This is a genomic window from Methylomonas sp. AM2-LC, assembly GCF_039904985.1.
GTDB lineage: Bacteria > Pseudomonadota > Gammaproteobacteria > Methylococcales > Methylomonadaceae > Methylomonas.
The window spans coordinates 402,064-428,831 of record NZ_CP157005.1 but is presented as its reverse complement, the minus strand read 5'-3'; the positions used below and the strand labels follow the sequence as shown (position 1 = coordinate 428,831).

At 40.5% G+C, this 26,768-nt stretch carries 24 protein-coding genes; 16 read left to right on the top strand and 8 right to left on the bottom strand.

All coding sequences use genetic code 11. The features are described 5' to 3' along the window. Positions 1-458 precede the first annotated feature (458 nt). On the bottom strand, positions 459-1,730 hold the full coding sequence (gene serS / locus ABH008_RS01990; RefSeq protein ID WP_347988203.1) for a serine--tRNA ligase: 1,272 nt from the start codon (positions 1,728-1,730) through the stop codon (positions 459-461). Between the two features lie 89 nt (positions 1,731-1,819). Further along, positions 1,820-2,365, bottom strand: coding sequence for an oligoribonuclease (gene orn, locus ABH008_RS01985; RefSeq protein WP_347988202.1), 546 nt, complete (start codon positions 2,363-2,365; stop codon positions 1,820-1,822). A gap of 88 nt (positions 2,366-2,453) precedes the next feature. Here orn and ABH008_RS01980 point away from each other — a divergent pair, with 88 nt between their 5' ends. The 14 genes from ABH008_RS01980 to yacG all read left to right on the top strand — a co-directional run bounded on the left by ABH008_RS01980 (position 2,454) and on the right by yacG (position 16,401). Further along, positions 2,454-3,707 carry a M48 family metallopeptidase gene (locus ABH008_RS01980; RefSeq protein WP_347988201.1) on the top strand — a complete coding sequence of 418 codons (1,254 nt, stop codon included), beginning with the start codon at positions 2,454-2,456 and terminating at the stop codon, positions 3,705-3,707. Then, positions 3,704-4,603 carry a ribosome small subunit-dependent GTPase A gene (gene rsgA, locus ABH008_RS01975; RefSeq protein WP_347988200.1) on the top strand — a complete coding sequence of 300 codons (900 nt, stop codon included), beginning with the start codon at positions 3,704-3,706 and terminating at the stop codon, positions 4,601-4,603. Before ABH008_RS01980 ends, rsgA begins: the two co-directional genes overlap by 4 nt. A gap of 231 nt (positions 4,604-4,834) precedes the next feature. Next, positions 4,835-5,545 (top strand): fluoride efflux transporter CrcB, encoded by a 711-nt coding sequence (gene crcB, locus ABH008_RS01970; RefSeq protein ID WP_347990017.1) that lies wholly within the window; start codon positions 4,835-4,837, stop codon positions 5,543-5,545. After that, on the top strand, positions 5,521-5,835 hold the full coding sequence (locus ABH008_RS01965; protein ID WP_347988199.1) for a DUF190 domain-containing protein: 315 nt from the start codon (positions 5,521-5,523) through the stop codon (positions 5,833-5,835). The genes crcB and ABH008_RS01965 overlap by 25 nt, the downstream gene beginning before the upstream one ends. 3 nt (positions 5,836-5,838) lie before the next feature. Then, complete coding sequence (sixA, locus tag ABH008_RS01960; RefSeq protein WP_347988198.1) at positions 5,839-6,324, top strand: phosphohistidine phosphatase SixA; 486 nt, start codon at positions 5,839-5,841, stop codon at positions 6,322-6,324. Between the two features lie 56 nt (positions 6,325-6,380). Continuing rightward, positions 6,381-8,525: a hypothetical protein gene (locus tag ABH008_RS01955; protein ID WP_347988197.1), complete on the top strand. Its 2,145-nt coding sequence runs from the start codon at positions 6,381-6,383 to the stop codon at positions 8,523-8,525. Between the two features lie 205 nt (positions 8,526-8,730). Continuing rightward, on the top strand, positions 8,731-9,741 hold the full coding sequence (gene pdxA / locus ABH008_RS01950) for a 4-hydroxythreonine-4-phosphate dehydrogenase PdxA (protein WP_347988196.1): 1,011 nt from the start codon (positions 8,731-8,733) through the stop codon (positions 9,739-9,741). 231 nt (positions 9,742-9,972) lie between these two features. Beyond that, positions 9,973-10,785: a 16S rRNA (adenine(1518)-N(6)/adenine(1519)-N(6))-dimethyltransferase RsmA gene (gene rsmA, locus ABH008_RS01945; RefSeq protein ID WP_347988195.1), complete on the top strand. Its 813-nt coding sequence runs from the start codon at positions 9,973-9,975 to the stop codon at positions 10,783-10,785. 86 nt (positions 10,786-10,871) lie between these two features. Further along, the gene (pilB, locus tag ABH008_RS01940; RefSeq protein ID WP_347988194.1) at positions 10,872-12,584 is read left to right on the top strand and encodes a type IV-A pilus assembly ATPase PilB; all 1,713 of its coding nucleotides are present in this window, start codon (positions 10,872-10,874) and stop codon (positions 12,582-12,584) included. A 2-nt stretch (positions 12,585-12,586) separates the two neighbouring features. Continuing rightward, on the top strand, positions 12,587-13,807 hold the full coding sequence (locus tag ABH008_RS01935) for a type II secretion system F family protein (RefSeq protein ID WP_347988193.1): 1,221 nt from the start codon (positions 12,587-12,589) through the stop codon (positions 13,805-13,807). A 157-nt stretch (positions 13,808-13,964) separates the two neighbouring features. Continuing rightward, a complete protein-coding gene (locus tag ABH008_RS01930) occupies positions 13,965-14,831 on the top strand; it encodes an A24 family peptidase (protein ID WP_347988192.1) in 867 nt (288 codons plus the stop codon). Between the two features lie 3 nt (positions 14,832-14,834). Beyond that, positions 14,835-15,446, top strand: coding sequence for a dephospho-CoA kinase (gene coaE / locus ABH008_RS01925; protein ID WP_347988191.1), 612 nt, complete (start codon positions 14,835-14,837; stop codon positions 15,444-15,446). Continuing rightward, positions 15,443-16,213, top strand: coding sequence for a cell division protein ZapD (zapD, locus tag ABH008_RS01920; protein WP_347988190.1), 771 nt, complete (start codon positions 15,443-15,445; stop codon positions 16,211-16,213). Before coaE ends, zapD begins: the two co-directional genes overlap by 4 nt. After that, positions 16,213-16,401: a DNA gyrase inhibitor YacG gene (gene yacG, locus ABH008_RS01915; RefSeq protein WP_347988189.1), complete on the top strand. Its 189-nt coding sequence runs from the start codon at positions 16,213-16,215 to the stop codon at positions 16,399-16,401. Before zapD ends, yacG begins: the two co-directional genes overlap by 1 nt. On the opposite strand, the gene ABH008_RS01910 is transcribed toward yacG, so the two are convergent. Together ABH008_RS01910 and argJ are read right to left on the bottom strand one after the other, a co-directional pair. Continuing rightward, on the bottom strand, positions 16,402-17,373 hold the full coding sequence (locus ABH008_RS01910; protein ID WP_347988188.1) for a Nudix family hydrolase: 972 nt from the start codon (positions 17,371-17,373) through the stop codon (positions 16,402-16,404). It abuts the gene before it with no gap. Beyond that, entirely contained in the window at positions 17,336-18,550 is a 1,215-nt protein-coding gene (gene argJ / locus ABH008_RS01905) for a bifunctional glutamate N-acetyltransferase/amino-acid acetyltransferase ArgJ (protein ID WP_347988187.1), read from the bottom strand. Before argJ ends, ABH008_RS01910 begins: the two co-directional genes overlap by 38 nt. Positions 18,551-19,231: 681 nt before the next feature. Between argJ and ABH008_RS01900 the strand changes: the two genes are divergently transcribed. Next, positions 19,232-20,095, top strand: coding sequence for a glycosyltransferase family 2 protein (locus tag ABH008_RS01900; RefSeq protein WP_347988186.1), 864 nt, complete (start codon positions 19,232-19,234; stop codon positions 20,093-20,095). Between the two features lie 98 nt (positions 20,096-20,193). Then, a complete protein-coding gene (gene trpC / locus ABH008_RS01895) occupies positions 20,194-20,991 on the top strand; it encodes an indole-3-glycerol phosphate synthase TrpC (RefSeq protein WP_347988185.1) in 798 nt (265 codons plus the stop codon). An 81-nt stretch (positions 20,992-21,072) separates the two neighbouring features. Here trpC and ABH008_RS01890 read toward each other — a convergent pair whose 3' ends face one another. The 4 genes from ABH008_RS01890 to glmU form a co-directional block, all read right to left on the bottom strand. Next, positions 21,073-22,557 (bottom strand): carbohydrate porin, encoded by a 1,485-nt coding sequence (locus tag ABH008_RS01890; protein WP_347988184.1) that lies wholly within the window; start codon positions 22,555-22,557, stop codon positions 21,073-21,075. Between the two features lie 206 nt (positions 22,558-22,763). Continuing rightward, complete coding sequence (locus ABH008_RS01885) at positions 22,764-23,519, bottom strand: methylenetetrahydrofolate reductase (protein WP_347988183.1); 756 nt, start codon at positions 23,517-23,519, stop codon at positions 22,764-22,766. Between the two features lie 11 nt (positions 23,520-23,530). After that, entirely contained in the window at positions 23,531-25,360 is a 1,830-nt protein-coding gene (glmS, locus tag ABH008_RS01880; RefSeq protein WP_347988182.1) for a glutamine--fructose-6-phosphate transaminase (isomerizing), read from the bottom strand. Between the two features lies 1 nt (position 25,361). Beyond that, positions 25,362-26,732, bottom strand: a complete 1,371-nt coding sequence (gene glmU / locus ABH008_RS01875) for a bifunctional UDP-N-acetylglucosamine diphosphorylase/glucosamine-1-phosphate N-acetyltransferase GlmU (RefSeq protein WP_347988181.1) — start codon at positions 26,730-26,732, stop codon at positions 25,362-25,364. Positions 26,733-26,768 lie beyond the last annotated feature (36 nt).

The window sequence follows — 26,768 nt, the reverse complement described above, 5'->3', positions numbered from 1 at the left end:
CAGACCATAGATTTTAAGGTGTATACCACGCTGAATAGTTACCAGTTTTCAAAGAATTAAACTGAATTATGCTATTTAAAATGCGGAGTTACAATAGATTTTGAAACTCCGCATTCAATAATTTTATAAGTAAAGCTTCTTATTAATTCTCATTGCTTATATATTTTTACTCTTTCCAGGTGCTATAAATTACATAGGCTGCAAAAAGCATAGTTAGAACGTAAATTAGTGCTGCAATCATAGATATTCCTCATGTGTTTTGTTTGTCCAAGAGGCAAGGCAGCTTGGATGGTTAGACTTCCAGTAAAACCAACCCAAAAATCTATCCTGTAGAGTAATTGAGTAGAACACAATGCGCAATAAAATTCGTAACTGTTCACTCAAATAACCCGTTGAAACCATTCGTAGGGGCGTACTACGTAAGCTCTAAACCCCTAGAGCAGACATTACTTCTGACCTTAGCTAATTTTCTCAAGCCCCCCTAAATAATGCCGTAACACTTCTGGTACAGTTATAGAACCATCTGCATTTTGGTAGTTTTCCATAATGGCTATCAAGGTACGACCAGCGGCAAGGCCCGAACCATTTAAGGTATGTACTAATTCAGGCTTGCCTGTTTCAGGATTACGCCAACGTGCTTGCAAACGACGCGCCTGAAAATCTTTAAAATTACTACACGAAGAAATTTCCCGGTATTTTTGCTGCCCAGGTAGCCAAACTTCTAAATCGTAAGTTTTAGCGGAAGAAAATCCGGTATCTCCTGCGCATAACAACACTTTTCGGTAAGGCAGTTGCAGTTTTTTCAAAATAGTTTCGGCATGCGCGGTTAATTCCTCGTGGGCCTGCACAGATTCTTCGGGTTTGACGATTTGCACCAGCTCAACTTTTTCAAACTGATGCTGACGAATCATACCGCGTACATCACTGCCATAAGCACCCGCTTCACTACGAAAACAGGGTGAATGACAGACAAACTTTAAAGGCAGTTGTTTAGCCTCCAATATGACATCCCGCACAATATTGGTAACAGGCACTTCGGCGGTTGGAATAAGATACAAAGTAGGATCATTTTTAACGGTAAACAAATCCGCTTCGAATTTAGGTAACTGTCCTGTACCGCGCAAACTGGCTGCATTAGCCATAAACGGCACATAGGTTTCTTGATATTGATGTTCATTACTGTGCGTATCCAGCATCAGTTGAATAATGGCACGCTGCAAGCTTGCCAGCTTTCCAGTTAGCACAACAAAACGAGCACTGGCAATTTTAGCGCCCAGCTCAAAATTCATTCCTAAAGGTTCACCCAAATCTACATGATCTTTCGGAGCGAAGTCAAAAACAGGGATATTTCCCCACCGACTTACTTCGATATTATCCGTGTCACTTTTACCTGCTGGCACGCTTTCATCCAGAATATTGGGAATGCCTTCCAATAAAATAGTTAATTGCGCTTGCACATCTTGTAATTCTGTTTCGGCCAATTTAAGTTGATCGCCTAAATTCTCTACTTGATCCAGTAAGGGCTGAATATCCTGACCTTGCGCTTTAGCTTGACCAATAATTTTAGATCGGGTGTTACGCTCACTTTGTAATTCTTGAGTTTTAACCTGAATATCTTTACGGCGTTCTTCTAAAATCTGATAACCATTTGCATCAAAATTAAAATTACGTCTTTGCAATTGTTGCTGAACATAATCAAGTTCACTTCTAAATAATCTAGGGTCTAACATAACAAATGGTTACCTGAATAAAATAAAATTTTGGCTTTTCGGTTGACGACATGAATAGGCCAACAACCGGATTTAAGACATGCAAAACATTAAAACTTGAAAAAATGTTCTCGGTAATAACGCAGTTCTTCTATGGATTCGATAATATCGTCCAATGCTTGATGGGCAGATTTTTTCTGAAATCCGTCTTTGAGCTGAGGAGCCCAACGCCCAGCCAATTCCTTTACGGTAGAAACATCCAAATTACGGTAATGGAAAAACGCTTCCAGTTTAGGCATATAACGATATAAAAAACGTCTATCCTGACAAATACTATTGCCACACATAGGCGACGTTCTAACAGGTAACCACTGGCTTAAAAACTCAATAGTTTGCTGTTCTGCATCAGCCTCACTAATCGTTGAATTTTTAACGCGTGAAATCAAACCAGATTGTCCATGATGTTCCTGATTCCAATTATCCATTGCGGCAAGTGCCTCATCGCTCTGTTTTACGGCCATAAGAGGACCTGTAGCTAGAACATTAAGGTCTTTATCGGTTACTATGGTGGCTATCTCAATAATCCTATCATTATCGGGATCCAGACCTGTCATTTCCAAATCAATCCATATGAGGTTATTAGCATCCTGAGACATTTTATTTCCGCCAATTATATTAATGTTGCGGTAAATTGTAGCATTAGCTAATCTGTGTCGCTAATTGTTAACCGTATCCTAATTTACAATGACTACTTTTACTGTAATTTTTATTATCGCTTTAACTCTATCCTATGGTGTTCAATTTTGGTTAGCCTTGCGCCAGAAAGCCTATGTATTATCACATCGAGAGCAAGTACCCGCCGCTTTTAGCGACCGGGTATCGTTAAGTGCGCATCAAAAAGCTGCCGATTACACTATCGAAAAAAGTCGCTTGGGCGACATTGACAGTGTCGTTGGACTGATTTTTTTATTACTCTTGACGCTGGGTGGTGGCATCAGTTTAGTCTTCGAATTTTGGTCGACTTTCGATCTTTCCCCCTTGTTATCCAGTTTAATAGCGGTAGCTAACATTTTTCTGTTGATGACGTTGGTGGAAATCCCCTTCAGCCTCTATCAAACCTTTGTGATAGAAGAAAAGTTTGGTTTTAATAAAAATACCCTGCCGCAATTCATTAAAGATCAACTCATCTCCTTTACCCTGACCATGGGTATAGGTTTACCGATTATGGCCTTGATTTTGTGGGTGATGGATAGTATTGGCAGCTTGTGGTGGTTATACGCCTGGTTGATTGTGATGAGCTTTTCATTGCTAATGAGCTGGCTGTTTCCTACCGTGATTGCCCCGCTTTTCAACAAGTTTACGCCTATGGAAGACGGCAGTTTAAAAGAACGCATCCAAAACTTATTAAGCCGTTGTGGCTTTAATAGTCAGGGCATTTTTATTATGGATGGTTCAAAGCGCTCTGGACATGGTAATGCTTATTTCACTGGCTTAGGTAACAATAAACGTATCGTGTTTTTTGACACTCTCATTAATTCACTGGATGAAGACGAACTGGAAGCGGTACTGGCTCATGAACTTGGTCACTTTAAACGCAAGCATGTTATTAAAATGCTGGTTGCTTCGTCGATAATGACACTGATTAGTTTTGCCGTATTAGGTTGGTTAATCACACAGGATTGGTTCTTTGATGGCTTAGGCGTCAGCATACACTCAAATGCTGCAGCCTTGTTGTTGTTTACTTTGGTATCTCCGGTATTTACCACGTTCATGCAACCCATTAGTGCATATTTTCAGCGTCAATTTGAATTTGAAGCTGACGACTTTGCCACCGAACAAGCACAAGGCAGCAAAATGATCAGCGGCTTGGTAAAACTATACGAAGAGAATGCCAGCACCCTGACCCCTGATCCACTTTATTCGGCTTTTCATTATAGCCATCCTCCGGCTGCCATTCGTATCGCACATATCGAAGCGAAAATGCAGTCCGCTGGATGAGTGAACTGCAGCAAGGCTTAGTGATTGCCCACCTCGGCCAAGGTATAGCGGTTGAGGTGGGTGAGCAAACACTACTCTGTCAAACCTTACGTAAACTGGACACAGTAGTTGTTGGCGATCAAGTTATGATCTCCATAATCGCAGACCAACAAGGACGTATCGAACAACTATTACCCAGACGCTCAGTTTTGCAACGCCCTAGTCGTAGCAAACAAACCCGACCTGTGGCTGCCAATATCGACACTATTTTTGTCGTTTTTGCAGCGGAACCCGAATGCGACTTTTTGCTTCTGGATCAATATTTATGCATCTGTGAAAATTGCAATATTAATGCTGCCATCGTATTTAATAAGATTGATTTACCTTTTGCAAATACTATTGAGCTAGAATTACAGTATTATCAATCTCTTAGCTACCCTCTATACAAAGTCAGTAGCAAACTAAACATCGGCATTAGTGATTTGCAAGCCGTTTTAAGCCAGCAAACCAGTATGTTCGCCGGACAATCTGGGGTAGGTAAATCATCCTTAACCAACGCTCTGTTACCCGATAAAAACTTACGTATAAACAGTGTTTCAGAAACCACTCGCCATGGTAGACACACCACTACCGCCGCTACACTCTATCACCTGCTTGGTGGTGGGCAGTTGATTGACAGTCCTGGCGTGGCCATTTTTGGACTTGCCGGATTATCGGAAGCACAATTGGCGTGGGGATATCGTGAGTTTCAGCCTTTCATAGGTCAATGTCGGTTTAATGATTGTCGCCATGTAACAGATAAAGATTGTGCAGTCAGATCGGCTGTCACGAAAGGTGAAGTTTCTACCAGCCGTTATCAAAGATTTTTAAAACTGCGGGAAAAAATGCCGCCTACTCAGCCAGGCAACAACCGATAAATTTTCAATAAATCTTTTGAAACACCGTTAAAATGCAGTTTAAGACAGACACACTGAAAATATTTATCTACATTGCAAAGGCAATCTTTGCAAACAGGGGAGAACGATTGCTAGCACTACCCAAATTGCTGGGTTTGTAGAGACATTCTTTTTGAACCTCTCATATAATCGATCTTCAAGCTAACAAAACTCACTATAAATCTTGAGGCTGGTTCAAGTGAATCATAAAAAATTATGCAACAATTGATAGCGATAGCCATAGGCGGTTCAGTTGGCGCAATCACACGCTTTCTGGTTGCTAATTTAATATATGGCTTTTTGGGACGTAGTTTTCCAATTGGCACTTTATTCATCAATGTATCTGGCTCTTTTTTAATGGGCTTTCTGACAGAATTATTGTTACAGCGCTTTGCTTTAGCCATTGAATTACGTGCGGGAATACTGGTTGGCTTCCTTGGTGCTTACACCACTTTCTCAACTTTTGCACTGGAAACACTCTATCTTTTTGAAGCAGGAAGCCTGAGTAAAGCATTTTTAAACGTATTTTTGAGTACCGTATTTTGTATTGCTGCATGCTGCCTTGGCTTGGTTTTGGGGCGAAGCCTATTTAGCGATACCTTAGTTAACTGGCAAATACCAGCGCTACCCTATATCAATTTACTCAATATTTTATTGCTTACGTTTTTTAGTTCTATGCTGACAAAATTCCTAATGCACCGTTTTAATTTGAGTATAGAATGGCAAACTACCAGTTTTATTTTACTACTGGGTGTGGCGACCATTGCGTCAACCTTAAGTTTTGTATTTAAATCTGCGGATTTAAGCCTGGAATTTCATACGTTATTAAGCCTGTTCATCATTAACGCCCTATTAGGCGTTACTATGCTGTGGCTTGGTGCTTTGGTCGGGAATTGGTTATGGCAACTCAAACTATCACAATAGTCCGTATTTATCTTCGTGAAGGCGAACATCTCCTCACGCGTATTTTCAATTTTCTACGTGATCAGGAACAAGTTTCAGGCGTCACTGTATTACGTGGTATCGCAGGTTTTGGTACTGATGGCAAACTGCATACCAGCTCACTTGCAGATTTATCACTGGATTTGCCTTTAATTATTGAATTCTATGATTTACCGGAACGTATTGACAGCATTCTTAAAAATTTAGAATCCTTTACGGGCATTACGCATGTTATCAGTTGGCAAGCCTTTGCCCATTTAAGAGATCACTAAATCATGCTAATTACTTTACTAAGACACGCCAACGCAGAAGACAGAAGCCTTACAGTTGCAGACGAAAAACGCATATTAACTGAAAAAGGTATCAAACAAAGCAAACGCGTAGCAGACTTTTGTGAATCAAAGCAATTGCTACCAGAAATATTGCTATCTAGTCCACTCACACGCGCTGAACAAACTGCAAAAATAGTACAAAAAAACCTGAAAGCTTGCCCTGAAGTGACTCTGGTAACCTGGCTTGAAAATGGCACGCCACTCAAAGTGGTCGTTGCAGAACTTGGCAAACTTGCAGAACAACAACTAGATAATATCTGGCTGGTAGGTCACGAACCTGATTTTTCTGAGCTGATAGCTTATTTATTACAATCTAAAGGTGATCACTTCAGCATAAAAAAAGCATCACTTACCAGTCTTGATGTTTGCTTTACTGGAACGCCAACCGCTCGTTTGCTATGGAGCATCCCTTGCTCACTAATTACTTGACTATAATAATTACTAACATAAAGTTTTTACGTCTCCATTTCTGAGGATAGTTTGCAATGTTTGATGTTTTTGTTAGTGGTGTTAATCCAAATAGACTTGGAGAATTAGAGGATATTAAACAAAACATTAGCAGCACTTTGGGTATTGAGGGCGAAAATCTGGAAATGTTGCTTGCATCTGACGGCGAATTAGTTTGCATACAGGAAAATATTCCAGAAAACCAAGCCATCAAAATTTGTAATATTCTGACGGAAATGGGTTTACTGTGTTCCTTTGAAGTTACAAAAACCACACGCTGGGATCATTTATCAGTAGAACCGTCAAACAATCCTTCCCCAAAAACATTTATCTGTAGCGTTTGTGAAAAAGAAACACCCGCTGTTAACGGACAAAAATCTCAAATTTGTCCTAGCTGTAAAGAAAATATAGAAAAAATCCAAATACAGGATGAAATAGCTGAAATTGAAGCTTTACGGAAAAATCTGCTTCTGGAAGCAAAACTTGAAGAACAGCGTGAAGAAGAGGAAAAACGTCAAAAACAGCAGCATAATGACAATGCAAACATTGAAGAGCAATTCGCGAAAGATTTAGACGAACAAAACCAGCATCAATCATTTAATTTCGACGCACCAACTTTTAAGAATAAATATGTCATCCCCCTTATCCTGTTAGCACTTGGCTTGACTGGACTCACAACTTATTTATTTTGGCCTGAAAATAATACTAGCAACGCAGCACTGTTAAACAATAATACTGGAAAAACACCGAATCAGACTCAATCGGCCACTTTCGGAAATGACAATACGGTTAAAAACCCACCAGAAAATATTGGGGAAGCAGGGCAATTACCTAGCCTGTTGGATATCAGCAATTCTATTCCTGCATCTGCAGAAGGCGAATTATACGTCCAACCCCTCATATCCAGTTATCAGGCTATCAACAAATTCTTGCAGTCTTATAATCTTGGCTCCCAAAATTCCGAAGCAACTACCCAAAACAGAGTCTTTGAAACCACCTTGTATCATCAATTAGGTGCAGATATTGAATGGAATACCTTCCTTTATCGCAAAGCACAACAACTAATTAGTGACAAAAAATTTAAATCTGCCTATTTACTGAGTCAATTTCAAACTAATTTAGCTGACCAGAATAGCATTATTGTCAAACTAGTAACTGAATACGCCAAACTTAGTCGTCAAGATTTGATAAATGCCACTCTCACTAAATTAAACCAACGCATTAAAAACCAACCAGCTGAAATGCAAGCCATCTATTCCCTACAGCTTGACTTGGCTCTGCAAAACATCACCAATAAAAAAAATGGGCTTGAAGAGGGCGAAAACCAAGCATTTAAGTTGATAGACCCGGTTAAACAAAGTATGGTTTTCAGCAAAATTGCCGTTATAGAAAACACTCTTGGTAATGCAGATGCCTATAACAAGCATTTTTCACTTGCACAAGAAAAACTTAAAGAAGCACAACCTAGTCTGGAGCAAATTTCAGGCTTTATTGACCTTGCCGCTGATTATGCAAAAGTTGGAAATTCCCTAAATGCAGAAGTATCATTGATATTAGCCGAATTATCCTTGCTCAAATTAGATCCTGTAAAACAGGAAATAGGACTAGCATTATTGCTAAAATCCGCTTATCAAATCAATAATGCAACTTATATCAAAAAATATGCTGAATTGATTCACTCTGCTACTAGTCGCTCCAAGACCAGTTTTGAAAGTATTGAATTACAATACCACGACAACCTCTCAACCGATGTTAGTAAACAACTTAGCTATATAACTAACCCGGATTTCTCAGCCATAGCGACTGCATTTTCGGCTTTACTGGAAGAGGATCCCGTCATACAAAAAACGCTGTTTGATACTGCCATAAAGAAATTGTCGCAAATTACCGATAATGAGTCTAAAGCGTTGGCAAGTAGTAAAGTAGCGCGCTATATGTATCGACTGGGACACATTAATCCGGCAATTAGTTTATTTGATGAGGCGCTTGATCTGGCGCTCAAATTACCTAAAGACCAACAACAAGATGCAGTTCTTATCCTGTTGGCTGACGACAAATCTAAGGTATTTTTTACAGACAGTGCTAATAGGGTCGCGCATTTAATTCACGATGAAACTTTAAAATCCGACACCCTTGATATGCTTGGTAACATAACAGGGGTTTCAAACGAATTGAAATTATAAGTAATTGAATAGATAGCTCGTATAGGCTGGATAACGGTGATAATCGAAACCAGCAAGGGCAATTCAATTTAACTGACTACTCGTTTAACGCTGGTATTCACCCACAAAGCACATCGAAGTATAGTTTTCTCAGGCTTCCAAAAAAAGCTATTGTTTTCACTATTTCGAATTAACTTTCCTTAGCCACATCATTAAACAATTTAGTATGACTCACTCATCACTTATACCCAGAATTGCTCTCACTCCAGGCGAACCTGCAGGTATAGGCCCAGATCTATGTATACAATTAGCGCAACATCCACAAAATTGCCAGTTGCTTGCTATTGCTGATCCTGAACTGCTCAATCAACGCGCCAAACAATTAAACTTACCCCTAAACATTCGTATTTTTGAGCATTCTGAACCTGTTATTGTGCCAGCATCAACGCTGACCGTAATACCCATTTCCTTAGCAAGTCACGTAGAATGTGGCGTGCTAAATCCTGCGAATAGCCACTATGTGATTGAAACTATTCGGCGTGCAACTCAAGCTTGTCTTGAGGGCTATTGCGACGCAATGTTAACCGCTCCTGTTCATAAAGGGGTTATCAATGATGCGGGCATTCCGTTTAGTGGTCATACCGAATTTATTGCAGAAATCACAGGAGCTAACCCGGTCATGATGTTAGTCACCCCGGGTTTAAGAGTAGCATTGGTTACCACTCATTTACCTTTATCAGCTGTTAGTTCTGCTATTACCACTAATTCTCTGACAACCGTCATACGTTTGCTGAATAAAGATTTACAAGACCGCTTCGCCATTAAAAATCCACATATATTGGTGTGCGGTTTAAATCCACATGCGGGTGAAAATGGTCATCTTGGAAGAGAAGAAATTGAAGTAATAGAACCGGTACTAAAGCAATTGCGCAACGAAGGTATTAATTTGCAGGGCCCTTTACCTGCCGATACTTTATTCACACCTAAATATCTGCAAACAGCAGATGCCGTTTTAGCCATGTATCACGATCAGGGATTACCTGTTCTAAAGCATATGGGGTTTGGTCAAGCTGCCAACATCACTCTAGGTCTGCCTATCATCCGTACTTCTGTTGATCACGGTACTGCGCTTGACTTGGCGGGTACAGGTAAAGCTCAGCTGGGTAGCATGCAATTCGCCTTACAAACAGCATTAGAGATGATCCCTCAATCTAAATTTAAAAATAACAATCATTAATACCGAGTATTAATTTTAGGGTTTCCAACGACCAAACCAAACTAACGTTTATGCGATATTTATTCATCACTTGCATTATTTTACTGCGCGCAGCTAGTGACTGAAACAGCGCAATTTTTGGCAACATCAGATTATGTATAGTATTTACAACTAACAAAAAATCAAATATATACACCAAGTTTTCTACACGGTATAAAATCAAACATTGACACTGGATAAGCGCACTTCTTCATGACACATCAAGCTCGTAAACGATTTGGCCAAAACTTTCTACAAGATCAAAGCATTATCTACAATATTCTTGCACAAGCCCATCCAGTTAAGGGTGAGCATTGGCTGGAAATTGGTCCTGGCCTGGGAGCATTAACAAAACCTTTGCTAAAAACTCAGGTAAGACTGGACGTGGTTGAACTGGATCGCGATCTGGTCAAACACTTGCAACAACAGTTTGCTGATCATCCTAATCTGACTATCCACAGTGCAGATGCCTTAGAGTTCGATTTTTCGGCACTCGCTCACGCAAATGAAAAACTCAGGGTAATAGGCAATCTACCTTACAATATTTCTACGCCCTTAATGTTTCATTTACTGGAAAACACTAACTGCATTCAAGATATGCATTTTATGTTACAAAAAGAGGTGGTGGACAGAATTTGCGCAGCACCCGGCAGCAAAACCTATGGTCGCCTTAGCGTTATGATGCAATATTACTGTGCCACTGAAATTTTGTTTGATGTACCACCTGAAAGTTTTGATCCGGCACCCAAAGTGATGTCGGCCATCGTAAAATTAACACCGCATCTACAAGCGCCTGTTACTATCAAAAATTTAGTCAGTTTTAAACAATTAGTCACCCAAGCATTTTCTCAGCGTCGTAAAACCATCCGCAACTCACTCAAAAATTGGGTCGATGAACAACAAATGTTAGCATTGGGTATAGACCCCAGTCTTCGTGCTGAATCACTCAATCTGGAACAATTTGCCAGTCTTAATATGCATGCTAATAACGATGAGGTTGGTTTACCTCCATTAAAACCTATTTAAAATATATCGCGCCTGTTGTGCTGCACTATTATGCATATGCTATATAATTAAAGCTGGCGCTTATATCCAGTGAATTTATAAAAAACATGCAGACTGCACTCTTATCAACTCATTTGACCGGCTTGACAAAATGCCTTATAAAAAATGGCTTGCTGACAGAGCAAGTTGCTGTCACCTGCACACAAGAAGCACAAAAACTTAAGCAACCCTTGATCAGTTATTTGATCAAAAATAAATATACCGATAGCTTAACCGTTGCCTCATTGGCTTCTATCGAATTTGGCATACCTCTTTTCGATTTAGATGCTATGGATACCAGTTTATTACCCATTAAACTGGTCAATGAACGGCTTATACATAAACACCATGTGTTACCACTGTTTAATCGCGGTAACCGCCTGTTTATCGCCACATCAGATCCAACTAATTTTCAAGCACTCGACGAAATTAAATTTCAAACGCGGCTAACCACTGAAAACATTCTGGTCGAAGAGGATAAATTGACCAAGATGATAGAAGTGGCTCTGGAAGCTGCTGACTCTTCATCCATGAAAGATCTGCTGGATAGCGATCTGGAAAATATTAATATTTCCGCAGATGCTGAAAAACCAAATGATGAAATCTCTCCCGATGTTGACGATGCTCCTATAGTTCGTTATGTCAACAAAATTCTGCTTGATTCAATCAAACGCGGGGTATCGGATATTCATTTAGAACCGTTTGAAAAAAAATTTCGAATTCGTTATCGCGCAGATGGAATATTGTCAGAAATTGCCAATCCACCCAATAATCTTTCCAACCGAATTATTTCTCGTATCAAAGTAATGTCAAAGATGGATATTGCTGAGCGCAGAGTTCCTCAGGATGGCCGGATTAAAATGTTAATCTCCAAAAATAGAGCGATTGATTTTCGTGTCAGCTCATGCCCCACCATCTACGGCGAAAAAATTGTTATTCGTATTCTCGATCCTACCAGTGCCCAAATTGGCATTGAACAACTGGGATTTGAAGCAATACAGCAAGAACAATTTTTAAATGCTCTACAAAAACCCTATGGCATGGTATTGGTTACAGGACCAACGGGTAGCGGAAAAACAGTTTCTTTATACACAGGCCTCAATCTCCTTAATAGCATTGAACGTAATATTTCAACTGCCGAAGATCCTGTAGAAATTACAGTGGAAGGCATTAATCAGGTTAATGTTAACCCTAAAGCTGGCTTAAGCTTTGCTGAAGCCCTACGCTCTTTCCTACGTCAGGATCCAGATGTAATCATGGTGGGGGAAATTCGTGACCTAGAAACGGCTAGTATCGCCATCAAAGCAGCACAAACGGGTCATATGGTGTTATCTACCTTACACACTAACGATGCACCTGGCACCATTAATCGGCTGATGCAGATGGGTATTGAGCCTTTTAATATTGCATCTGCAGTCATCTTGATTGTTGCGCAACGTTTGGCACGTCGCTTATGCGAAAAGTGTAAAAAAGAAGCACAGTTACCCGACAACATCTGGTTATTAGCAGGATTTAATAAAGAAGAGATAGGCTCTTTTAAAATTTACGAGCCCGTCGGTTGCCAACACTGTACCAATGGTTATAAAGGACGAGTAGGTATATATCAAGTCATGCCTATTACTGATAATATGCGCAGCTTAATATTACGTGGTGGTAATTCAATGGAAATGTCTGCACTGGCCAAAAGTGAAGGCGTTAATGATCTCCGAGCTTCAGGCTTACTAAAAGTTCGTCAGGGTATTACTTCGCTGACAGAAATTGACCGTGTCACCAAGGAATAAGAATGGTTACTCCGAAAGAACAGATCGACTTTATCTGGGAAGGCTTTGACAAACAAAATCACAAAGTCAAAAACCAGCTAACTGCCAAAAATGAAACCACAGCGCGTGCAGAATTAAGGCGCATGGGATTTAGGGTTGTGAAAATCAAACCTAAACCAAAACCCTTATTTACAGCCAGTGCCCAAAAAATTACCCCTGCAAATATTGCGGTATTTTCAAGACAGATGGAAACCATGTTAAAGGCGGGGATACCTTTAGTACAATCACTGGATATTATCGCTAAGGGACAAACAAATCCCAGTATGGCAAAAATGCTTTTCTCTATCAAAGCCGACATAGAAGGCGGAGACACTCTAGCCCAAGCTTTAGGTAGAAAGCCTTTATATTTTGACGATCTGTTTTGCAATTTGGTTTACTCCGGGGAACAGGCAGGGGTATTGGATACCATGCTGGCCAAAATCGCCACCTACAAAGAAAAAACCGAAACCCTCAAGAAAAAGATAAACTCCGCTTTCCGCTATCCAGCAATAGTTTTCACCGTTGCCATCGGCGTGACTATTATCTTACTGATTTTTGTTGTACCGGTTTTTTCTGAATTATTTAAAAGCTTTGGCGCTGAACTACCCGCTTACACCCAAATGATTGTGGAGTTATCCAATTGGGTACAAAAATGGTGGTGGCTTGTATTAGGTATTATAGGTGGAGCTTTCTTTACTTTTACATACTTTAAAAAACGCTCACGAGCCTTAAACCAGTTTTTGGATAAATATCTTTTAGTGCTTCCAGTGGTTGGCGCTCTTCTGCATAAGTCTGCAATTGCACGCTTTGCACGCACCCTGGGTATTATGTCTACTGCAGGTGTACCTCTAGTTGAAGCCTTATCATCAGTTGCAGGAGCCTGCGGCAATAGTGTTTACTATGACGCACTTATGAAAGTACGTGATGACATTGCAACCGGTCAACAATTACAATTTTCCATGACACAAACCGGCCTGTTTCCCAGCATGGTTGTACAAATGGTGGCGATTGGTGAAGAATCAGGCTCTATTGATGCTATGTTAGGTAAAGTGGCCGACTTCTACGAAGAAGAGGTTGACCAAATGGTAGAAAACATGAGCAGTATGATAGAACCTATCATTATTGTGGTGATGGGAACTTTAGTGGCAGGCTTACTGGTGGCCATGTATTTACCAATATTCAAATTAGGTTCTGTTGTTGGCTAAGGCACACATTACCAAATCATTGCTGAGAATCGCTATACTTTGCATAGTCATTTAACATTACATTCCTAGTGGAGTGTAATGTTTTTAATTTTGGAAAAAACTAATACTTTAAATTTTATTTATCGTAGTAATCAATTTATATTTATATGACTCATCCATGATATTCAGTCTCCTACAAAACTCTACACCCCTGTTAATCAGTTTTATTTTTTTGACGGGACTGATGGTTGGCAGTTTTTTAAATGTGGTGATTTATCGACTTCCAGTCATGATGCAATATAAATGGCGACAGGAATGCCAACAGTTTTTAAATTTGCCCGTAGAAGAAAATACAGAAACCTTTAATTTATTATTGCCAAGATCGCGTTGTCCTGCTTGTAAATCCTTAATAACAGCAACGCAAAACATACCCGTAATAAGCTATGTTTTTTTACGTGGAAAGTGTGGCAACTGCGGTATTGCCATTTCACCTCGTTATCCATTGATCGAAGCACTTACGGGCGTGTGTTCTGCCATTATTGCCTGGCGATTCGGATACAGCGCCGCCATGTTATTTGCTTTGTTATTGACTTGGTGTTTAATTGCCCTCAGTTTTATTGATATTGACCAGCAACTACTGCCTGATTCAATCACATTACCACTTGTTTGGCTTGGATTAGGGCTAAGTCTGTGGAATGTATACACCGATTGCCAAACCAGTATTATTGGTGCCATTACCGGATACCTGAGTCTATGGAGTGTCTACAAGCTTTTTAAGTTAGTTACCGGAAAAGAAGGTATGGGCTATGGAGACTTTAAACTATTAGCACTGTTTGGGGCTTGGTTAGGCTGGCAATATTTACCCCTCATCATTTTACTGTCATCGCTGGTCGGAGCAATTATTGGTATCAGCATGATTATTTTAAAACGACAGGATGCAAGTAAACCCATACCCTTTGGCCCTTATCTGGCTACTGCAGGTTGGTTAGCACTTATCTGGGGTAATGACATTAATCATCTGTATCTACAAGCAACAGGCTTTTAGATAATGCTAAAAATCGGCTTAACAGGTGGCATAGGCACTGGCAAATCGACAGTTTGCAAGCTATTCGAGTCTTTAGGTATTAAAACCTTCGATGCTGACATAATAGCCAGACAATTAGTAGAACCCGGCATGCCAACTCTAAACCTACTGGAAAACACGTTTGGTGCAGATATTATTCAAGCTGACGGAACCCTGCATCGAGCGAAATTAAGAGAACTAATTTTTTCCGATCAAATAAAAAAAAAGCAGCTTGAAGATATCATGCACCCCTTGATTTATGCAAAAATTGCTGAAGAAACAGAAAACGCTAGCGGCCACTATTGTGTAGTCGCTGTACCGTTGTTGATGGAAACTCAAAAAACCGATCTGTTTGATCGCATACTGGTAATTGATTGCAGCAAAGAAATTCAACTAGAGAGAGTTATTCGTCGTAACAAGCTAAGTCGTGAACAAGTTTTAGCTATAATCGATAGTCAAATTTCAAGAGAACAAAGGTTGACACTTGCTGATGATGTGATTGAAAATTCATCTTCACTTTCCCGACTTGCAGAACAGATTAAAAGACTGCACAATTCCTATATTTTATTAGCCACTGCCAGGACAACTTCGGCTTGAAAACACAAACTACCTACGAATTCCCGCTCAATGAAAGAATCCGGATTTTCATGCGACTGGAACAATTGTTCAATCAGCTCAATCATTTCATGAAGGGATTATCCGTTTTTGATAAACGTGCTGCCATTGATGTTTTACTCGATATTTTGACTATTTTTAGTCGGAGTGATTTGAAATCTGAATTAATTAAGGAACTGGATCGCCATACGAAAGTATTAAACCAATTGATAGATAGCCAAAGTGTAGACACTATTAAATTACATGAAATACTTGCCGAACTTAATCAAGCCAGCCGCAGTCTATACAGTTCTAATGGCAAAATTGGTATCCGTGTAATGGAAAGCGATTTGTTTCAAAGCATTTCGCAACGTAATTCAATTCCTGGAGGTAGTTGTTCTTTCGATTTACCCGCCTTTCATTACTGGCTGGAACAGGATCAAGCCGAACAACAAAAAGATCTGGAACGCTGGACACAACCCTTTAACAATATCCGAACAGCTATAGACCTGATACTGGGTTTTATCCGCCAAAGCAACACTCCAAGTCAGGAAATAGCAGCCGCAGGCTTTTACCAACTTGCTCTTGATAAAAACCATCCCGTACAATTATTACGGGTGAGTATTGACTTAGATTTAAATTGCTTTGCTGAAATCAGTGGTGGCAAGCATCGCTTTAGTGTCAGATTTATGAAACCATCCAGCGACGAAAACCGCCCAAGTCAAGTGAGCGAAGATATTCCCTTTTCACTTACACGCTGTATGTTTTGATGAATAATATCAAGCCAAGCACCGTTAAATGTCCAACCTGCAAAAAAGCCGTTGTTTGGACACCAGAAGAGATATTTAAACCCTTTTGCAGCGAACGCTGTAAATTGATTGATTTAGGTGACTGGGCCACGGAAGCACACAAAATTCCGGGTCCGGCCTTATATGACCCGGAAGAAGAAATCGAATGATCAATCCAAAAAGGCACTAATCCCCGCCACGCCTTGTGCACCCGCAGAAAACGCCCGATCCAGATCACCCAACGTCAAGCCTCCCATCACATAAACGGGTATATTCACCTGATCAATCCAATCACTGACCAGATCCCAGCCTAAGGGTTGTTGCTTAGGATGGGTAGCCGTAGACTGAACAGCGGCCAATACCGCAAAGTCTACACCCAACTGCTCGGCATGTTTTAACTCGGCAAGATTATGACAAGAGGCTGCCACCCAAGCATAATTTTTCGGTCTAACTCGGCAGGCTAACAGTGCTCGACTCGTAAGATGTATGCCATCACCTTGTGCAGTCGCTACAGGCAAATCCGAATTAATTAACAGCTTAACCTGCTGTAACTGACAACTTGCCAGTATTTTCGGCAGAACAAACTCAACATCAGTCACAGACAACGATTTGATACGCAGTTGTAACAACTTAATGTCACGCTGCAATATACATCGACAATTGCTCAAGACTTCCTCGACAGTTTGGCCTTCGAGAATTGCATATAAACTGGGTAATTGCGCTGCTTTAATGATGGGATAATTAGCCGCAGGAAACGATAATTCACCAAGACGCTTAGCTGGCAACCAACACATAGATTGCCCCTCACACGCCATAGCCTGACCAGAAAACCGGGAAACACGCCACACATCCAGTAACACGCATCTGTCACCATAATCGTACCGGACTTTAATTAGGGGCGTGGCTAATTCAACCAGAATACCCACTTCTTCCTGCAATTCTCTAATTAAAGCGCGCTCTACCGATTCGCCAAGCTCCAGCTTGCCACCCGGAAACTCCCATAAGCCACCCTGATGAACATGTTTAGCACGCTGGGTAAGTAAAATATTACCCAAATTATCAGTAATGACACCTACGGCAACATGCAAGGCTGTAACCGAATTATCAGGAGCGATACTCAGCATTAATGCGGACATAATCATAGGAAAAATCGCAAGTCAACACTTCTGCACTTGCTTTGCCACGTCCTAAGCAAACGGTAACGGTAATTTCATCCTGATTCATTACTCGCTGACCATCCTGTTCAGTATACGATACTGCTCTGCCGCCATTTTCAACAATACAGACTGTACCTAGATAAATTTCAACATTATCCAGATTGATGTTTTCGATACCCGCCCGACCTACTGCTGCTAAAATTCTACCCCAGTTAGGATCGCTGGCAAAAAATGCAGTTTTCACCAAAGGCGAATGAGCTATGGTTTTTGCAACCTGAACCGCTTCGGCCTCACTTTGCGCACTATTAACCTGAATATGCATCAACTTGGTTGCACCTTCACCATCTCTGACAATCAATTCAGCCAAACGCTGGCTAATACTCAAAAGCCCCGCTTTAAACTGTTCATAATGATGAGTGCCTGCCATTATATGTGGAGCCTTAGAACAGCCGCTGGCTAAGATGACACAGGCATCGTTAGTGGAAGTATCACCATCCACCGTTATACGGTTAAATGACTGTTCTACCACTTCCGACAAACATTGTTGCAACAGTTCCTGATCAATTCTAGCATCGGTTGCAATAAAGCCTAACATAGTGGCCATATTTGGCTGAATCATGCCGGCACCTTTTGAGATACCCGTGATAGTGACTGCATTACCTGCAATATCAAGAACCAGCGAAGCACCCTTAGGAAACGTATCAGTTGTCATGATTGCGTGCGCCGCTCTATCCCAATGAGCTTCATCCAAACTTTGTAAAACAGTTGGCAATACAGCAACGACTTTGGACACGGGTAAAGGTTCACCTATCACACCCGTTGAAAAGGGTAATACCTGCTGCGCCAAACCTTCAACCTCATTAGCCAGACTGGTACAACAGGCAAATGCGTCCTGTAAACCTTGTTTACCAGTACCCGCGTTAGCATTACCCGAATTAACCAATAACCAGCGTGGCATATTAGGTAAATGTGATTTTGCAATATGTACCGGAGCCGCACAAAAAGCGTTCTGCGTAAATACTGCCGCACAACTCCCACCCTCTACCATTTCGATAATTAAAATATCATCGCGTTGGGTTTGTTTAATTCCTGCATTACCTGTACCAAGCCTGATACCATTGATTACACGCATACTGGGGAAAGGATTTTGACCGACTGCCATTTTATTTCCATTAATAGTTCTAGACGCTGTAAAACCACACAGCTGTTACTCAACGACCTTAATACAAGGATCTGAATTTGATTAGTTAATCATAATTTTAGCCGAAATACATTCTGAATATCGGGTATTTTTCTTGGCTAAGCCGTTACTAGCGAACATTATCATAACATGAAGACTCTGCGCAAAATCGAGTACTGTTCCAAACTACCGTTATCAGCAATAATTAATAATATTCGCATTACTCACACAGTTAGTTCAAAAAACCGCAAATATTTAACAACTTTGGCTTTTGGTAGCTGATGTCTGACAAAAACTAAAATCCAAGAAAGTCATTATTTTATGCAGAGTTATCTACCCTTCGTTACTCTTAATTTGAAATACATTAAAACCGAACTAAAAACTAAGTTTTTAAATGCTGGACTTATAGTAGTATTAATGCATAATTTTACTGCATAAATCATGCATTAACTCACGTTGATAGTTTGATTTTTCGTAACTATTCAGCGAAGTCATTCTACAATTAAAATCAATGGCCTATAGGATGTGCTGAACTACGTGTAGCGCATCTGTCGCGATTAATGCGCCTCCTGGCGTCGGCACATCCTATGCAGGCTTACTTTTATGGTAAATAGTTACGATTTTTCTTTATTTTTTACATCATTTTTCATCTAAAATTCCACCATGAAAATCTGGATCTGCATCCCGGTATTTAACCGCAGTGCTTTCACCTTAAAGTGCTTAACCTCACTTAGCACACAAACATTCCAACAGTTTACTATTGTCGTTTGTGACCATGGCTCTACTGATGGTACCAGTGATGCTATACGTCAACAGTTTCCAGAAGTTGTTGTTATTAATGCTAATAATAGTTTATGGTGGACAGGTGCAATTAATCGAAGTATTGCCTATGCGTTAGAACATGCCAATAATGACGATCTTTTGTTAACCATGAATAATGATAACGAAGTACCATCAGACTATCTACAAAATTTACTGAATAATTACCATCAACATCCCAATGCAATTATTACTTCCGTTATCCACGACATTAAGACCGGCGAACTAGTATCTTGGGGGTATCGGCAAAATTGGCTGTATGCCACCGCTTATCCGGTAAATTTTGCAAAAGAACATATTCCTGATGATACTACGCTCGCAGAAGTTACCCACGCTTCTGGACGTGGCACCTTATTTCCAATATCTGTTTTTAGAGAGATAGGGCTATACGATGAGCAGCATCTACCCCATTATCTAGCTGATTACGACCTGACCTTTAAAGCTGCCCGTGCTGGCTATCGAATCTATTCCAGCTTGAATTGCAAAGTATTTTCGTATATTGACGAAACTGGCTTAGTAAAAGTGCTTAATAAATTTACCCTAAGCAGTTTTATCAATTACTTTACCAGTATCCGTTCACCAGGCAATTTAAAAGCACGCTGGTGGTTTGCATGGCATAATTGCCCTAGATGGCTATTGCCAATATATGTTTCGCTAGATCTGCTTAGGGTTTCTGGTGGCTACTTCAAAAACATACTTAGCCTCTAAATGATTCAAAATCGCGTTATCAGCCAACTTTCGACAACAACTGTTATTTCATATAATAACGGATTGTTATCCCATCTTAATTCAGCCGCTTTCAAACCATGACCGATACACCTGATATTTTAAAAACCATCCTCGTAAAAAAAACAGAAGAGGTTGCGCGTCGAAAACTTAATATGCCTATTTCGGCATTACAGGAAATCGCCAACAGCGCTAGCAGCCCACGTGGATTTTACCATTCGTTACGCAGTAGAGCCGATGCGCATAAACCAGCCATTATTGCTGAAATTAAAAAAGCGTCTCCGAGTCAGGGGGTAATCAGAGAAAACTTTCAACCGGTAGAAATTGCCCAAGATTATGCTATGAATGGTGCCAGTTGCTTATCGGTTTTAACCGACAAGGAGTTTTTTCAAGGTTCCGAGGCCAATTTGCAAATGGTAAGAGATCGCTGTCCGTTGCCAGTTATCCGCAAAGACTTTATGATAGATCCGTATCAAATATACGAATCACGCGCTTTAGGAGCCGATTGTATTCTTCTAATTGCAGCCGCTCTAACAGACCCTTTAATGCACGAACTTTGTACTATCAGTACCTCTCTAGGCATGGATGTCTTGGTTGAAGTTCACAATGCAGAAGAAATGCAACGTGCTTTAGCTTTAGATACTAAATTAATAGGAATTAACAACCGAAATCTCCACACTTTCGAAGTTTCTCTACAAACCACACTGGATTTAAAAAATACAGTACCAGCAGACCGTTTAGTGGTAACTGAAAGTGGTATCCATACCCAAGAAGACGTAAAACTGATGCAAGATAATGGTATTTACACTTTTCTGGTTGGCGAAGCTTTCATGCGCGCAGAACATCCAGGACAAAAAATGCGAGAGTTATTTAGCTGATTTTTTAGATAATGAATAGCAGTTTAAGGTGCTATTTAGCTTTAAACTGCTTGTGCTACCGATCTTATAGCCGAGCCAAACTCAAAATTGAACGTGAATTTTGGCACCATAAATATCAATAGGACCTCGATCAGCATTGTAGGCGGGATTAGCAATATATTGATAATCGGCGGTTACCCACACTTCATTCCAAACGTTATAGCTGTAATAAATATCAACTACCTGCTCAGGACGATATTTAATTCGACCATCACCGATAAATCCATCTATACCGCCCAGATTCAAAAACTGTATATGTTCCTTGGAAAGAAAACCGGCTGCATATCCAAGACCAATAGAATCTTTGCTTCTTCCCCAGCGCGTACCTTTCAGAATACCCCCTAGCGATATTGATCGATCAGTTGAAGTGTAGGAATAAACCTCTGTTTTTCCATCTGAGTACATGCCGCGAAAGAACAGACCAAGATCATCATATAACTGCTGCTCAACATTTAAGCCTATACCCATTTTGATATTAGTTTGTCGCGCCCAACATAAATCTGGAGCAGAAGCGTTTGCAGAACCGTAATTAAAGCTTGTGCAGGTCGTTGCGTTTTTGGCACCTGCTGAAGCATTAAAAGCGGAAATAGCATCGCTGAATTTACCCATATTCTCCACATTTCGATAAGCCAGCAACCTTACCGCCCCTGGTTGACCGTCTATTTCATGGCGATGCTCTACTTCAATCTGTTGCCCAAAATATTTAAATGGCTCTATATCCAAGGCCAGTTGGTTCGGATTCACTGGAGCGAGAATATGACCGAACTTATACGACCAATCATCGTAATCAAGCTCGCCCACCATACCCCAAGTGTATCCTCTGGCATCTGCGGCAAAATCGTAAGCTGCATAAGTTAAAAAGGCCATATTATTAAACTGCCTGCGCAAATCACCGGAATAACTGTTTTTATCAAAAAAATCCAGAATACTAAATTCACCCGCTCGCAACACAAAACGTCTACTGTCTTCAGTCGTGCCTAACTGCATCGGATCAGAGGCGACAATTTGCTTACTGCCCCCAAACCCCCAAGTTTGTTTATAAAAACCTCTGGAGATGTAATATGAAGGTTCTTGTCCACCCGCTTTTTGCAGCTCAAAGTTCTGAATGACACTACCCAAACCTTTTAGGCCGGATAACGAACGTTCGGAAATCACTTCAGGCACTAAATAAAACTCGCCACCTTGCCAGGCTTTTCCCGCCAAATACAATGTGGCTGTACCGGTAAAACTGCGCTCTTGCGAATTTAATAAAGAGTTACCGCTATCATTCGCGTTGGTATATTGAGCAGGAAAGGTACTTTTCCAGCTATTAATAAACGTCATTTGTCCGTAAGCATTCCAGCGTTCATCATGAATATCATGCAGACCTTTATCCGCTAGTAATTGCATTAAATCGTAACCATCTTCTCGTGATGAGGGCTCCGCCGATTCGGCGTAAGTGCTTGCGGAATAAATTAAAGTAGAAAGGAAAAAAATCATATTCAGATAAAACTGAATATTCTTCGAGAGAAGTTTTGGCTGTGACATGCTAATTACGTTGGCGGTTTTGATTTTCTCAGATTTGCGTTATTAGTGGCTAATCTGATAATAAATACGATATGTCTAAGCTGAATTTGGACGTTTATCGAATTATAACAACATTTTCATTACGAACGTATTACAAACTAAATTTTGAACGATACCGTTGAAGAATTAGCAATAAAAATAACTGTCAACTATGCTCAAAACATCATTCAGGGCGAGTTGCCTTTTAACAAATTGATCCGACTAAAGTATAGTTCCAAATCAATCTTAATCGGCATAAAATAAATATTGAATCCACTATTTTTGGCAGATTCAATCACCTGATTAGCAAAGTTTACACTCCAATTTAAGTCTGGCTGGAAATTGGCAGGGAATTTGACTTTGTTTTTTATTTCCCAATAATTTTTAGAAGCCATATTTGTAATAGGACTTATACCAATATAGGTGTCTAGACCTTGCAAATGTTCGGTGTATATGTCGATTAGCCTAGTATCATAAAACGGTTGTGAAAATAAGCCACTAATACCGACATCAATTTTACGTTGTATATATTCACATTCATCCTGTAGTCCTTGTCGATGCGGATCAAAGCCCGCATAAATCCGCAACAAAGGATAACGTTGTTTTAATACTCGTATCAGACTCACCACATCGGTATTATAAAAAGCGCGCTTTAAACCTTCGGGTGGATCTCCAGATACCAACAATACTTGCGACAATTCCTGTTCTTCAATAATTCTGAAGATTTCCCCACCAGTTAAACTGAAATCAATTGCCCTGAAATGTGGAATAAATTGGTATTGTGTTGTGTCAATGTGCGTGCTTAATTCCCAACTACGTAACGAAAAGCGCTGAATATCCGGCACATTGATAACATTAATCGCAGCTCCCAACGTTTGCACAAACTGATACTGTTCAGCAAAAGCCGGAAAACTTCTGGGGACTATTTCAAAGGAAATCTTCATCTGCAACCGGCTTATTCCACCGTAACTGATTTAGCCAAATTACGTGGCTGATCAACATCGGTACCTTTTAATACCGCCACATGATAAGACAATAACTGCAACGGAATAGTATAAATAATGGGTGAAATAATATTGCTAACGCTCGGCATTTTTACAATTTGCACATTTTCATTTTCAGTATTCGCTAGATTTTCATCCATAAATACAATTAATTGACCGCCACGAGCGCTCACTTCCTGAATATTGGATTTTAGTTTTTCCAACAAATTATTATTCGGCGCAACAGTGACTACCGGCATTTCCGCATCAATAAGTGCCAAAGGACCATGTTTCAGTTCCCCCGCAGGATAAGCTTCAGCATGGATATAAGAAATTTCCTTTAATTTTAACGCGCCTTCCATTGCAATGGGATAATGGGTGCCACGCCCCAAAAACAAGGCATTGTGCTTATCAGCAAAACGTTGCGACAGTTTTTCTATAGTCGAATCCAGCCGAATGGCTTTTTCCATATTCCCAGGTAACGCAAATAAATCCGAAACAATTTGCGCTTCCAGTTCGGCGCTTAACGCAAAACGTCTGCCTACCGCAATGACCAACATTAACAACGCCACTAATTGCGTAGTAAACGCTTTAGTGGAAGCCACACCAATTTCTGGACCAGCGCGTGTCATTAACACGAGTTCTGACTCTCTAACCAGCGAGCTTTCTGCGGCATTACAAATCACTAGCGAATGTTTAACTCCCAGTCGTTTAGCTTCCTGCAAAGCCGCCAAGGTATCGGCAGTTTCACCCGATTGCGAAATGGTAACGACCAAAGTATCGGCAGAAATTACCGGATTACGGTATCTGAATTCGCTAGCTACTTCTATTGCGCAAGGTACCCGGGCCAATTCTTCAAACCAATATCGAGCCACTAAGCCCGCATGATAGCTGGTTCCACAAGCAATTATCTGCACTGACTTTATCTGGTCAAAAACTGCACTGGCATTATGCCCAAACGCAATTTCCTGAAAACGGTTGTCTATAAAACGGCCTTCCAGAGTTTCTGAAACAGCCCAGGGCTGTTCATAAATTTCCTTAAGCATATAGTGGCGGTATTTACCTTTATCAATCGCATCTGCTTTTAACTGACTTTCGATGATGGGACGCTCAACCAGGCAATCATTTTCGTCATAAATTAACAGACTATCTATTTTAAGTACGGCAATATCGCCTTCTTCAAGAAAGATAAAACATTGTGTTACTGGTAATAAGGCCGCTACATCGGATGCAATAAAAAACTCACCGATGCCTATACCAATGACTAACGGACTGCCTTTACGACAGGCTATCAATGTATCCGCTTGATCGCTGGAGACAATACCCAGTGCAAAAGCACCTTTTAAAGACGCTACCGTATTTTTGACAGCGATTAACAAATCATTGTTAATTTTTAATTGTTCGGCAATTTTGTGGACAATGACTTCTGTATCAGTCTCGGAGGTAAACTCAAAGCCACTTTGGGTAAGATCAAAGCGTAATTGTTCATGGTTTTCAATAATACCGTTATGCACTACTGCCACTTTCTCGCAACTAAGATGTGGATGTGCATTATTGGTACTTGGTTTGCCGTGGGTTGCCCAGCGCGTATGAGCAATTCCTAAATTGCCTTCGATAGGATCACTATTAATGAGTGCCTCCAGACCTTTAACTTTTCCCAACGCACGCTTTCTAAAAATTTGCTGATTATTCACGACTGCCAGTCCAGCTGAATCGTAGCCACGATATTCAAGCCGTTTCAAACCTTCCAGTAAGATTGGTACCACATTGCGCTGCGCAATGCCCGCAACTATGCCACACATATTATTTCTCCTGCTTTTGTGGACGTTGCCAGTTTGCAACGCTCACTTGTTTTACCCGACTTAAAGTTAATTGCTCAGCTGGCGTATCTTTGGTTATGGTTGAACCGGCACCAATAGTTGCATTTTTACCAATCACCACGGGTGCCACCAATTGGCTGTCGGAACCGATAAACGCACCATCGCCTATCACTGTTTTAAATTTATTGACTCCATCATAATTGCAGGTAATCGTGCCAGCACCAATGTTGACCTTGCTACCCACTTCACTATCACCAATATAACTCAAGTGATTAATTTTGCTGCCAGTTGCAACTGTGGATTTTTTAATTTCGACAAAATTGCCAATATGTACGTGTTCAGCCAATGTTGTTTCTGGTCTAAGTCTGGCAAACGGTCCAATGCGGCTATAGGCACCGATACTGGCATCGTCAATGATACTATTTGGCAGTATTTCAACATATTCAGCTATGTTGGCATTTTTGATTATGCAATTTGCGCCTATTTTGACATGCGAAGCAATACGATTGCTGCCTTCAAAGATAACATTAACATCAACTTCGATATCCTGACCCAATTCTATAAATTCGCCCCGTACATCAATTCGCTGTGGATCTCTTAAAGTAACACCCAGTCGCATCAAGTTTTCCGCCTGTTCCAATTGATACACACGTTCCAAATGAGCTAATTGACTGCGGTTATTCACTCCCAACACTTCGTCCTGACTTAAGGCTTGCGTGGTATTAACAATGAGACCATCGGCCACCGCCATCTCGATAATATCCGTTAAATAATATTCGTTCTGGGCATTATTGTTACTTAATCTAGCTAACCATTGCTTTAAGCGTTGACCATTTAAAGCCAAGATACCCGTGTTACCTTCTTTGATGACTAATTCAGATTCATTTGCATCTTTTTGTTCGACAATTTTAAGTACAGCATGATTTTTATCACGCACAATACGTCCGTAGCCTGTTGGGTCATCTAATTCGACTGTCAATAACGCAATAGAAGTTTCGCTAACCAGCGTTAATAAATTCTGTAGGGTTTGCGCTTTCAGCAAAGGCACATCGCCATACAATATCAATACTGTATCTGTGTTTTCAATGTAATTGATCGCTTGTTGTACGGCGTGACCGGTACCTAATTGTTGCTTCTGTTCTATCCAGCTAACATTAAGATTTGCTAATGTTTGTTTTACTACTTCACCACCATGACCATATACAACAAAAATTGTATTATCCGTCAGTGCTAAACTGGTTTCATAGACATGCTGCAATAAAGCTTTGTTAGCTATTTCATGCAATACTTTTGGCCGCGATGAACGCATACGCGTACCTTGACCTGCTGCCAAAATGATAGTTTTAATCGACATGTAATAATCCTAAAACAAAAAAGCCCGATACGTGTT